Below are 12,167 nucleotides of genomic sequence, written 5' to 3' on the forward strand. Positions count from 1 at the left end.
GAGCTTCTACTTTAATTATAATACGATAAGCAAATTATTTACAGACTACCATTTTTGGAATTCATACCCTATATTGTTGTATATCACATTGAAAGAGGTGTACCTGTATGGATTCCAACAATGACGTCTTAGATCGTGGCCCTTTTTTTCATGGGACTAAAGCAGAACTGAAAATTGGAGATTTGTTAGAACCTCAATATCTGTCAAATTACCAAGATAAAAAATCCAATCACATATACTTTACTGCAACCTTAGAGGCTGCTAAGTGGGGTGCTGAATTAGCAAAGTCCGACTCAAAGGAAAGAATATATATTGTAGAACCCCAAGGTGAATTTGAAAATGACCCGAATGTTACGGACAAGAAGTTTCCAGGGAACCCAACTCGCTCTTACAGGTCTAAATCCCCACTCAAAGTTGTAGCTGAACTAGGTTCATGGGAAAGGCATTCCGATGAACAGATTAATCATATGATTACATCGATCAATAAGCTGCATGAAGAAGGGGAATTTGTGATATATGATTGATTCTGAATGCTCTGGGAATTTAAACTGAATCGAAATGTTCGTTGGTTATCTTTTGGGCAATCACCTTGGTCATGGCATGCTTGTGAGCTATACCTGACGAATTGCAATCGAACACAATTTCCGAACTATCATTAATTAGCCAGTCGTGATAATGGCTGAGTAATTCACCAGAGTACCACTTATAGGCATTGGGCTCTTTCTCAGGTGGTGGATCAATGAACGGCTTATTTACAAACACATTAAAGACATGTAAGCCGTTCTCGTTTGTAAATTGCTTATAATTATCAAATATGTCTTTACGATATTCCGGTTTTATGTAGTGCAGCACGCCGCTAGAAAAGATAATGTCATAATAAGTATCCAAACGATAATCTAAAATGTCTGCCTTAAAAACATTAATATGAACACCAACTTTATCTGCAAGACTTCTTGTTTTCTTAATACCTGCATCTGAAACATCAAATGCGGTAACATCATATCCATTTCGAGCAAAGAATACTGAATCTTTCCCTTCGCCGCATCCGATATCTAGTAATTTAAAGTGTTTTATTGGCGGCATAAGCTGTAAGACTTGATAACATGCACTATTAGGCTCAGTCCCCCAATAATAATCTTGTGTTCTATATTCCTCCTCATATATTGTTATTTGTCGGTTCTGCGAAACATACCCAAGAAGTTTATCGATGTTTACTTCTAAGACTTTTGATAGTAAAGGAAGTAGCGAAATATCAGGCATGGTCTGGGCATTCTCCCACTTGGATACGGCTTGAAATGAAAGCCCAAGTAGCTGTGCAAGTTCCTCTTGTGTAAGTCCTTTTTCTTTGCGGTATAGGCTTATGTTTCTTGCTAATTGTTCTCTCAATATATATCACGCTCCTCTATGTAATCCAATTCTATTGGAGCTGCTTGGAATGAACAATAACTTCTTATTTGAGTTTTTATAATATTCAACCGTAAGTTGAGCTAAACTTAATGAAATTTGAGAAGTTGATGGGGAAGGAAGCGTATTTCCGTCCCTTTTTGGTGTGGGGGATAGATAGTACACTGTACATTGTTAGTAGACCTTTCTGAGTATATGTAGTATGAAATAAGACAGCAAGGATTGGAATCCAAGCTGTTAGGAGGAAGCAAAATGACCGAGAAAAGCGAGAGCAGCAATACAAAAGAGCTGTCATCCGAACAAAGCGAAGAACTGCTTGGGATATTGAAGTCCCGTTTTGAGAAGAACATGAACCTTCATCCAGGTCTGGAATGGGCCCAGGTACAAGCCAGGCTTGAAGAAGCGGGAAGGGATAAGCTGTGGTCGCTCAATGAAATGGAGAGAACTGGAGGCGAACCGGACGTGGCCGGTTATGATCCGAAGACGGGTGAATATATTTTCGTTGACTGTTCAGCAGAAAGTCCTAAAGGACGCCGAAGTGTGTGTTATGACCATGAAGCACTGGAGTCTAGGAAGGAACACAAACCACAGAATAGCGCAGTAGGTATGGCTGCCGATACGGGCATCGAACTCCTAACGGAGGAGCAATACCGGGAGCTGCAGGAACTGGGGAATTTCGACAGGAAGACATCGAGCTGGGTGAAGACACCTTCCAGAATCAGAGAACTCGGGGGAGCGATCTTCTGCGACCGCCGCTATGACACGGTCTTTGTGTATCACAATGGGGCGGAATCCTATTATGCTGCTAGGGGATTCAGGGGCTCGCTCAGAGTCTGATTAGACTGTGGCATCCGCATGAAGCGGCCACCAACGCGCCTGCACATCATGCAAGTTATCGTTGCCTATTCGGCGCTAACTGGAGTAAAGTCATGAAATAACCGGATTTCCGGGCAAGCCAAGACCCTTCCTTATGGAAGGGCCTTGAATGTATAACAGGCATTGCAGGAATTGAGTCCATACGGATCACTGAGCGGTTAGTTCAAGGATCTTATGATATGCGCTCAGGAATTGGTCTGGATCAGGGTCCTCTCCTAATCGCTTGGGTACATCAAATTTAGATAAATCGAAGTGATGCTGGGGCACAACGTCATGTCTGGCTAAGCAGCTCTTGCAGCAGGCCAAAGGGCAACCATCGATGGCAATGATGGGACGTCCTGACGTTGCTGTCCGGACAAGGGGTTTGACATCTCCACCGACCCCGGCAATGCAGGACATTTCGGCCAGGTTATCGCGGTCCATTCGAATTGCAATCATGTTGGCAGTCTGTGCAGCTGAGGAACATCCGGAACAGGAATAGACAAGAGGAAGATCTTTTTTTCTCATAAAGGCACCCTCACTCACTAAGTAAATTTTTTAGGTCATCATAACCCGAGTGCACCGAATGAACAGTGAGGGGGGTCACTTTTTGTTTATTTTAACTCTCTCTATTTCCTGTATTCAAAGGTCTATTGACAGAGATGAGCGGATGAAATACACTCGTTATATACCGATCAGTACATAAAAGGGGCAAAGAATAATGGCAAGGCCAAGGGAATTTGATGAACAAGAAGCATTAACGGCTGCCATGCAGGTGTTTTGGGAAAAAGGCTATGAGGCAACGTCTCTCAGCGATTTGACGACAGCCATGGGAATTCAGCGGCCGAGTCTGTACGGGGCCTTCGGCGGTAAAGAAACATTGTTTCAAGCCGCGTTATCGCTCTATGCCGAACGCAGTCTCACCTTTATCCGCCACAAGCTGCAAAGCGCACCTTCAGCCAAATCGGCGATCCTCCTGTATCTGCAGGGAATAGCTGACAGCACAGATGGGCGCAGGCCGGAGCTAGGCTGTATGTGTGTGAATACGATTGTTGAGCTTGCGCCGCACCACCAGCAGTTCACCCGGTTCACTCGGGAGTACCAGCAAAAGATAACAGAGCTAATTCAATCGACGATCGAGAACGGAATACATAAGGGCGAATTATCTCCTGACCTTCATGCGCCAGCATTGGCTAACGCCATTGGAATTGCGGCTGTTGGCCTAGCCGTAACCATGAAATCTGGTCCGGACCTTTCTGTAGTCGAGCAGGCCATTCATCAAATCATCCAGCTGCTCGACTAATTTTTTTTGATAGTTATGTACTGATGGGTACAATACATGAATGGGGGAATTCATTTGACCAAGCAAGTTGCTTTAATTACTGGAGCTTACAAGGGAATAGGACTTGAAATTGGGCGTCAATTGGGCCGTATGGGCATTATCGTACTGCTCGGTGCCCGCAGTAAGACCGCAGCGGATACAGCCGCCGGTAAATTACAGGAGGAGAATATCGAAGCATACGGTGTTGAGCTAGATGTAACGAATAGAACTCATATTGAGGCAGTTGCGACAAGGATAGAGACCGAATTTGGCAGGCTGGACATTCTCGTTAACAACGCAGGAGTCTATACGGATCACCTGGAGAATTATATGGAGTCTATGCGTGCCAGCTTTGAGGTTAATCTCTTCGGTCCTCAAGCTCTGACAGAGGCGCTTCTGCCTTTGCTGAAGGCAAGTCCAGCCGGTCGAATCGTGAATCAGTCCAGTATTCTGGGATCTCTGGGGACGATACTCACTAATCCGATGTATGGCGAGAGAGCGGTTCCCGCATACACGACATCGAAAGCCGCGTTAAATGCGTGGACGGTGCAGCTATCGCTTGCCCTTCGTAATACCAGGATAAAGGTGAACGCCTGCCACCCAGGCTGGGTAAAGACCGATATGGGCGGCGAAAGCGCGCCGATGGAAATCCATGAAGGAGCGGAGAGCGCCGTATGGCTGGCAACGCTTCCTGAAGAGGGGCCCACAGGGGGGTTCTTTCACCAACAAGAGCAGCTTCCTTGGTAACTGCTGCGTATACGAAAACAACGAGTACGAAGCCCATGAGCTTTGTACTCGTTGTTCTGTTCACAGGTCTTTCATATACCAAGCGTCACAGGCGTTATGCTCGGATTCCTCAAGCCCTTGTTCAAGCTGGCGGAAGCCGAACTTGAGGTAGAGAGAATTCGCGGCTTTCAGCTTCTCGAATGTCTCGAGATAGCAATGCTTATAATGCTTGGCGGCAAAATCCAGGGCCGTCTTCATCAGCTCTTTCGACAGCCCTTTGCCCTGTTCCTGGGGCGACAGGTACAGCTTCTGCAGCTCGCACACTTCGGGGTTCTGTCCGAAGCGCCCAATGCCCACGCCACCTGCAATTTCCCCTTGATCTGTAACCATAACCCAGTACTTGGAGCCAGGCTGCTGCTTATAGTACTCAGCCAGACTGCCCAACTGAGGGTCAAAGTAGGCCGTTCCTGGAATGTTCAGTCCGAAAGATTCCAAGGAGCGTTTAATGATCTGTTCCATGGCTTGATTGTCTTTTTCCTCGATTTCCCGTATTAGCATGAAGTTCATCCCCATCTAGGTGTGTTCAAGACTATATAGTTTGCAATAACTTAAATTTAAGGACTTATTGTAAGGCGGCCTTCTTCAAATGTCAATTTGGAAGAGGAGGTATAGGGGTTAAGGAGAATATTATACATGCATGGTATTTCCCTGCGAGTGATTAATTTAGCTAATAACCCCTAGAAAGAAGGGATTAATATGAATTTAGAAACGGTCATGCAGGAGCTTGAAGCTCTCGGCAAGGAACGTACCAAGAAGATATACATATCGAACGGCGCTCATGAGCCGCTATTTGGCGTGGCTACAGGGGCTATGAAGCCGATGGCCAAGCAGATCAAGAAGAATCAGCCTCTGGCTGAGCAGCTTTACGCCACGGGGAACTACGACGCCATGTATTTTGCCGGTGTAATTGCGGACCCGGGTGCAATGACGGAAGCGGACTTCGACCGGTGGATAGATGCGGCTTACTTCTATATGCTGTCCGATTATGTGGTTGCCGTCACATTGGCAGAGACAGAGATTGCACAGGAAGTAGCCGATAAATGGATCGCAAGCGGTGAGGAGCTGAGAATGTCCGCAGGCTGGAGCTGCTACTGCTGGCTGCTAGGGAGCCGTCCGGATCGTGAATTTGACGAGAGCAAAATAGCTAATATGTTAAAAAGGGTGGAGGCGGAAATTCTAGATTCCCCTGAGCGGACGAAGTACGCGATGAATAATTTCATATACACCGTGGCCACGTCCTATTCACCGCTTCATGATCTGGCTGTGCAGACCGCGCAGGCTGTAGGACCTGTGGAAGTCAGACAAGACAAGGGAAAGAGCAAGTTCCTGAGTGCTTCTGATAATATTCAAAAGGCGGTAGCCAGGGGACATCTTGGTTTCAAACGCAAGTATGTAAGATGTTAAAATAATTCAGCCAATCTCCCGGCGGATTTGTCCATTCCAAAGTATCTGCTCCTTCATTAACTAATGTATAACAACTAAGGAGTTGATTATTTTGAGAAAAGCAGCCTTGATGCGAATTAAAAAGGCGGAAGCAAAGCTCGGGAGAAAATTCAAAAAACGCAGCCATGTATCTTTTAATCTGAGAAAAGCCATCCGTGTAACCCAGCTCGGAGATGGATTTGCACGCTTCACGTTCTCTTCGGTCACTATCCCTCCAAATAGCTACAGAAGCACCACAATTTACGGTAACAGCTACAACCTGATCAGCGGTTCCTGGATTTTCTCCGGAAATGATCAAGGCTTCCTTCTCGACAACTATTCCGCAGCCGAGGACAGATGGTTCTTCACCGCATGGAATCCGACTAATTTCACAAGAACTGTAACTTATGCAGTTATTGCTAAGCGGAAGCCATAAAGACGATAGCATAATAGGGTAGGAAAAGGAGCTATGGAGGCTCCTTTTTTTGTTTGGGATGTAAGGTGGGCGCTTAGTAATGAATAAACAGAAAGGGAGAGGGCTTAGTCCATTTTCAATGACACTCCATATTCTAATTCCTTCACCCTCGTAATACTTTCACCCTGTTCGATTCCACGCAAATAAACGAAAATATTACCAGAAGAGCCGACGTTGAAAGTTAATTCCGGCCAAAATCCTCGAGGCGCATGGATGGGTTACTTCGCCTGCTAAGCGGCAGGTCGCTGGTTCGAATCTAGCTTCCGCTTGAAGAAGCGGAATAGCTCAGTGGTAGAGCAGTTCTGTACCTATCCGACCCTTTTCCTCGAGGATCTTCACATGAAGCAGCTTACCGAGGTTGCCCAAGGTTACCTCGCCCGATGTTTCCAATTTGTAGTCTAGGAGTAGATTAAGATGGCGATTGTCCAAGTTAGATCCACCAACCCGCAGTTCTCATTTTTGATCAAGAAAAATCCGAATTCCGGCATGATGCTTCGCTCTGTTCGCAAGGGAACCGCGTACGGATGGTACACGGATGAGCTGACGTTTAACGTGTATTTTAAAGATGCGGATAATGAAATTTCTTATAAACAGAATGAACAGGAGAACTTCGAGTATTTGAACGTCTCCAGGTACAACACTCCCTTGTTTCCGCTGAATGCGATTAACGAATTCTTCTCCACGCCGCTGAAGGCACACGATACACGGGACACAGAGGGCTACGAGCATACCCTGTTCATCAACATGATACATATTGAAAAGGTCCAGTATATTGAGTTTTTTGAAAAGCATCTAAAAGAGTTCTCGTTCGACATTACACACCTGGCGCATAAGAGCTACTCGCTCACGGTGACGACTCGGAAGAGTCTTTATCACCTGCTTCACGCAACAAGTGTACTCTGTCTATTCCTCTCGATGTTCGGCAATGAGTACATTGATATCTCGGACAGCGTCCTGGATAAGTATATCAAGAGCATCCATGTGATTGATGCACCCTTCTATATCCGTAATCTGTTTGTACGGAATTTCTTGTCTTCGAGGGAACGGTTTAAGAAGTACAAGGCGGAGCTTGAGCGGACGGATAGGTATGATATTCAGTTCGCCTACGGAGGAACCTCAATGCAGCGGAGGAATTATATCGGAAGTGTGCTGCCATTTGATAAATATATCCTGGATGTGGGCTGTGGCGAGGGATTTTATGCGATTCCTTTTGCCGGCAAAATTGAGATGAGCTATTATGCCATCGACATTAATGAGGAGCTGCTGGAGAAGGTTAACCGCAAGGCAGAGTCCAAGGAGATCGGCAACCTGGTGACTTTTGGTTCGATTGATGCATTCCTGGACAGCTATAACGGAGAACAGGTCGATGTGATTCTAACTGAGGTTATCGAGCATATGAGTCAGGATGAGGCTAGGCAGCTGATCCATCAAATTGGAGAACAGGTGGATTTCGATAGTTTCATTATCACAACGCCTAACGCTGATTTTAATCCTTATTATGAGCTGAGCGGTTTCCGGCATGACGACCATAAATGGGAAATGGGCGAAGCGGATTTTCAAGATTGGATGCAGGGTGTAGTGGATGAAATGAAGGTACCGGATCTGCATGCGGAGTTTGTAGCCATCGGGGATGGCGTTAACGATATTCAGACGACACAGGGTGTCATTCTTAGGAAAAGGAGGGGCTGACCGTGAACATTCATACAAAGGTACATACGGTCTTCATGCTGATTGGTACAACGGAGTGCGGCAAGACCACATTTGCCAAGGAAGTGCTGATTCCCGGTCTGCGTTTTGCGGATTCCGGCCGGAATATCAGGGCCAACGTGCAGTATTTATCCTCCGACCAGATCCGGCAGGAAGTGCTTGGATATGACTATGACAAATATGATCAGGTAATGCTGGAGGCCAGCGAACAGGCTTTTCATCTGCTCTTTGAGCGATTGAAGATGGCGACGTCTTTTCCGGTGAATGCGGAGTTTGTCATAGTGGATACGACCGGGTTATCCGAGGATTTCCGGGCCAAGGTGAAGGAGATTACCGCTGAGAATAACTACAATCTTGAGGTGATTGTCTTTGATTACCGCAAGCGGGAGGATTATTATGCATCGGAGCGCTCGAAGAGGTTGATTACGAACCATCTTAACCGATTAAGAAAGGATGTGCTCGGGTCTCTTGCTCGCGAGGACTACGGTAAAATCCATAAATTGCGCGCTAAGGACTTTTACCTGGTTGAAGAAGGCAAGCCGAATCCTGATTACCATATTGTTATCGAGGATTTGGATGCTTACCTGGCGACCGTTCTTCCTCAAGATCAGCAGTACATTATTATAGGCGACGTTCATGAATGTGTGGATGATCTCCAAGGACTGCTGCTCGATCATGGGTACAAAATCGACGCTGGCAAGCTGATTGTGCCGGATAAGCTGAAGAAGACCAAGATCATCCTGGTCGGAGACTGGATTGACAAAGGCAAACAAACGAAGGAGATTATTCAGTTTCTGTATGATAATCAGGAGCATTTCCACCTTGTACTGGGTAATCATGAGAACTTCGTTGATAAGTATATAAAGGGGGACATTCATGGCGTCGATCAGGAGCTGCTCCATACTTATTTTGACTCCACTCTAGTGTTGCGGGAAGATCCAGAATTGCTGGCAAAATTTCAACATCTAGTAGCCATTTCAATGCCATTTTATCGCTATGTGGGGGTGGACGGACCTTCCTTCTATGTGACTCATGCTCCGTGCAGGAAGAAGTATATCGGAAAGCTGGATACGAATTCCGTCCGCCATCAGCGTAATTTCCGGATTGACCGGGAGGCTCCACTTGAGGAGCAGCTGGCTTTTCTGAAGGAGGAATCGGTCAAAAATCACCCGTTCCACGTGTTCGGGCACATTGCTGCCAAGAAGACCTTCCGTATCGGGAACAAAATTCATATCGACACTGGGAGTGTACACGGTAATATGCTGACCTCGGTCAGCATTTCGTACAAACCGTTTATGAAGTCACACAAATCCCGGAACGCAGTTATTAACGAAGAACTGCATGTCCTCTTCAAGGAAGAGAGAAAGGTGTCCATTCGGGACCTGGGCGAGGATGATATCCGCAGACTTGGGTACTGCTCAAGGCATAAAATCAATTTTATCTCAGGTACGATGTCACCTGCGGATAAGGATGAGGCGAGGAATGAGCTCGAGTCCTTGAAGCGTGGGCTTGGTTACTTCAAGGAACGCGGTGTGAACCATGTCGTTCTTCAGCCGAAATATATGGGTTCCAGGTGCAACGTTTATCTGCATAAGGATGAAGGGCAGTGTTATGCAGTTAGTCGCAATGGCTACAAGGTGAAACAGGTGGAGTTATCGGAGATTTACAGTAAGCTGCTGCACAAGTTCGGTGGGTACATGGAAGAGCAGCAGATTGAGATGATGATTCTGGACGGAGAGCTCCTCCCATGGATGGCAATGGGCTCAAACCTGATCGACAGGCAGTTTGAACCGATTGAGAAAGCGCTGGAGACAGAGCTGCGGTTCCTGCAGCAGAACGGTTTTGAGCAGTCTTTTAATAAGCTAGTTACTTATTACGAGACGAGCGGCTTTGAAAAAGACCAGCACCAAATGCCCAAGTCCGCCCTGAGTGACAAATACGGCTCAAATGTATATCAAAACTATAAGTACATCCATGAAATTCGGGATAACTGTGTGCCTTTGGCAGAGCACTTGGAGGCCAGCAGCACGTATAAGAGGCAATTGGAGATTTATGCTGAACAGGGAGATATGGAGTATAAACCTTTTGCAATTCTGAAAATCATTTATAAAGATGGCAGAGAGGAAATCCCGGAGTGGAAGACCTCTGAGATGTACGGTTTTCTGTCCGAAGACGAGGCGCTTACGCTTGATTTGTCCGAGCCGGATAGTCTGGAGGCAGCAGAACGTTATTTCTCCAAGCTAACGACGGAGCAGCATATGGAGGGGATTGTCATCAAACCGGAGAGATGGGATGGACGGACCGTACCTTTCATGAAGGTGCGAAATCCTGATTATTTGTCCATTATTTACGGTTATGACTACAAGTTCCCGCATAAGTACCGCAAGCTGCTGAGGCAAAAGAATGTAAGTCCCAAGCTCCGCACTTCGCTGAACGAATACACGCTCGGTATGCAAATGCTGGCGGTTCCATTTGATGAAATTGCTCCAGAGCATGAGGGCTATAAAGAGATTGCGGCCAACTTGTTATTTGAGGTGGCCAAGGAGCGGGAGATCGACCCGCGGTTGTGATTAGTAGATGGCGTTCTCTGAGGATTGAATCAAAGAGGATAAATTAAGGAGGGAAACTATGAAACTTGCAGAAGCCCTTGTTCTTCGGGCCGATTGTCAGAAGAAAATAGCTCAAGTCAAGCAGCGGCTTGAACGAGTGGTTAAGGTACAGGAAGGAGAACAACCTGCCGAGGATCCCCAATCTTTACTTTTAGAAATGGATAGGAGTCTCGATGAATTGACGCTCTGGATCAGAAAGATCAATAAAACTAATGCGGTGACTCCGTTCAACAAAACGCTATCGATTTCAGATGCATTGGCAGAGCGGGATAAATTAATGCAGAAGCGTAAAGTGCTTAATGAAGTCTTAGAGCAAGCAGCAATAAAACAAGATAGATTCAGTCGATCAGAGGTGAAATTTCAAAGAACTGTTGACGTTGGATTAATACAAAGCCAAGTAGATGAATTATCAAAGGCCTATAGAGAATTCGATTTCAAAATTCAAGAATTGAACTGGACAACTGTGCTTATAGAAGATTAGCAGCCGGAGGTAACCATACCAAAAAAAGCGAGCATAACCCGCCAACGGGTATGTTGGACCTCCATGGATAGACGCAGGGCCACGTCTAAAATAATGACTAATAAGCCCAGTACTGTTACAAGAATGCGGTTTAGCATGGGAGTAAGCTGTACACATTACTGTTACTACCGAATGCTGGTTTTTTGGTTGGTGAGGGTGGGGAAGGGGTTAGGCTGTATAGGAGGCACTGATAAGGACATATGCATTCGAAAGGAAATAGAAATTGCCCGGTTATGAATTTCATAACTATGTTAGAGCTAGCTGGTTCAGCGGGCTCTTATTTTTTTGCTGGAATATCTATTCACAAGCCTACCACCAAAATATACTCTAATATTTAATAGTCTCTAACTATAGAAAGTTTGAGTTTAACCAATAAATCCCACTAGAGTCTATCTGGAACAGGTATAATTTCTATTACATAGAAGTTAAATGCAAGAAGCAATAGGGTGTGAAGAGAATACATGTTAAATCAAACAATGGAAAAAAGCTTAAGCAAATTCATGACCAAGCTGCTCCGGCATACGCCCGAGGATTTTGGTGTGGTGTTAGACCCTGAGGATGGGTCATGTCCGGTGGATACCATATTGGAGGCTATTCGGAAGCAGCCCAAGTGGTCAGGGGTTACAGAAGAAGATATAGAGCAGGTAGTTCGCAATTCGGACAAGCAGCGATTTAAAATCGAAAATGGCCGAATACGAGCCAGATATGGTCACAGCCATGATAAAGTCAACTATGTCCCAGGTGAGCCGCCGAACGTGTTGTATCATGGTACGAATAAGATGGCTCTGCCGTCAATTCTAGAAGAAGGACTGCGTTCTATGGGTCGGCAGTATGTTCACCTGTCAGAGGGGACTCATTTTGCCACATTGGCAGGTAGCCGCCGGGGTGAGCTTGTAATTCTTAAAGTGGATACACGCAGTGCGATGCAAATGGGAGTCACCTTTTACTATGCGGGTAACGAGGTATGGCTGGCAGATGACGTTCCGCCACAGAGTCTGTCGGTATGGGATTAACTTCAACATAATAGAGGGATGCAAGTGATGGAAGATCGTCGGTACGATAGAATCA

At 45.9% G+C, this 12,167-nt stretch carries 13 protein-coding genes; 10 read left to right on the top strand and 3 right to left on the bottom strand.

Annotation, left to right across the window (positions count from 1 at the left end; translation table 11 throughout):
• Nucleotides 1-107: 107 nt before the first annotated feature.
• Entirely contained in the window at nt 108-524 is a 417-nt protein-coding gene (gene arr / locus ACEN86_RS03940; protein WP_495633061.1) for an NAD(+)--rifampin ADP-ribosyltransferase, read from the top strand.
• A gap of 19 nt (nt 525-543) precedes the next feature.
• Here the strand turns inward: arr and ACEN86_RS03945 are convergent, their stop codons facing one another.
• The gene (locus tag ACEN86_RS03945; RefSeq protein WP_495633062.1) at nt 544-1,386 is read right to left on the bottom strand and encodes a helix-turn-helix domain-containing protein; all 843 of its coding nucleotides are present in this window, start codon (nt 1,384-1,386) and stop codon (nt 544-546) included.
• Nucleotides 1,387-1,656: 270 nt separating this feature from the next.
• Here ACEN86_RS03945 and ACEN86_RS03950 point away from each other — a divergent pair, with 270 nt between their 5' ends.
• A complete protein-coding gene (locus ACEN86_RS03950) occupies nt 1,657-2,241 on the top strand; it encodes a DUF4256 domain-containing protein (protein WP_495633063.1) in 585 nt (194 codons plus the stop codon).
• 186 nt (nt 2,242-2,427) lie between these two features.
• Here ACEN86_RS03950 and ACEN86_RS03955 read toward each other — a convergent pair whose 3' ends face one another.
• A complete protein-coding gene (locus tag ACEN86_RS03955) occupies nt 2,428-2,787 on the bottom strand; it encodes a putative zinc-binding protein (RefSeq protein WP_495633064.1) in 360 nt (119 codons plus the stop codon).
• 193 nt (nt 2,788-2,980) lie between these two features.
• Between ACEN86_RS03955 and ACEN86_RS03960 the strand changes: the two genes are divergently transcribed.
• Both ACEN86_RS03960 and ACEN86_RS03965 read left to right on the top strand, forming a co-directional pair.
• Nucleotides 2,981-3,562, top strand: a complete 582-nt coding sequence (locus ACEN86_RS03960; protein ID WP_495633065.1) for a TetR/AcrR family transcriptional regulator — start codon at nt 2,981-2,983, stop codon at nt 3,560-3,562.
• A 54-nt stretch (nt 3,563-3,616) separates the two neighbouring features.
• On the top strand, nt 3,617-4,327 hold the full coding sequence (locus ACEN86_RS03965) for an SDR family oxidoreductase (protein WP_495633066.1): 711 nt from the start codon (nt 3,617-3,619) through the stop codon (nt 4,325-4,327).
• A 60-nt stretch (nt 4,328-4,387) separates the two neighbouring features.
• Here the strand turns inward: ACEN86_RS03965 and ACEN86_RS03970 are convergent, their stop codons facing one another.
• Nucleotides 4,388-4,864, bottom strand: coding sequence for a GNAT family N-acetyltransferase (locus ACEN86_RS03970; RefSeq protein WP_495633067.1), 477 nt, complete (start codon nt 4,862-4,864; stop codon nt 4,388-4,390).
• 198 nt (nt 4,865-5,062) lie between these two features.
• On the opposite strand from ACEN86_RS03970, the gene ACEN86_RS03975 reads away from it, so the two are divergent.
• The 6 genes from ACEN86_RS03975 to ACEN86_RS04000 all read left to right on the top strand — a co-directional run bounded on the left by ACEN86_RS03975 (nt 5,063) and on the right by ACEN86_RS04000 (nt 12,112).
• A complete protein-coding gene (locus tag ACEN86_RS03975; RefSeq protein ID WP_495633068.1) occupies nt 5,063-5,770 on the top strand; it encodes a DNA alkylation repair protein in 708 nt (235 codons plus the stop codon).
• Nucleotides 5,771-5,861: 91 nt separating this feature from the next.
• A complete protein-coding gene (locus tag ACEN86_RS03980) occupies nt 5,862-6,224 on the top strand; it encodes a hypothetical protein (protein WP_495633069.1) in 363 nt (120 codons plus the stop codon).
• 453 nt (nt 6,225-6,677) lie between these two features.
• Nucleotides 6,678-7,952, top strand: a complete 1,275-nt coding sequence (locus tag ACEN86_RS03985) for a class I SAM-dependent methyltransferase (RefSeq protein WP_495633070.1) — start codon at nt 6,678-6,680, stop codon at nt 7,950-7,952.
• A 2-nt stretch (nt 7,953-7,954) separates the two neighbouring features.
• Nucleotides 7,955-10,540, top strand: coding sequence for a metallophosphoesterase (locus ACEN86_RS03990; protein WP_495633071.1), 2,586 nt, complete (start codon nt 7,955-7,957; stop codon nt 10,538-10,540).
• Between the two features lie 58 nt (nt 10,541-10,598).
• Entirely contained in the window at nt 10,599-11,060 is a 462-nt protein-coding gene (locus ACEN86_RS03995; RefSeq protein ID WP_495633072.1) for a DIP1984 family protein, read from the top strand.
• A gap of 500 nt (nt 11,061-11,560) precedes the next feature.
• The gene (locus ACEN86_RS04000; protein ID WP_495633073.1) at nt 11,561-12,112 is read left to right on the top strand and encodes an RNA 2'-phosphotransferase; all 552 of its coding nucleotides are present in this window, start codon (nt 11,561-11,563) and stop codon (nt 12,110-12,112) included.
• Nucleotides 12,113-12,167: the final 55 nt, after the last annotated feature.

The organism is Paenibacillus sp. Paensp111, assembly GCF_059492195.1.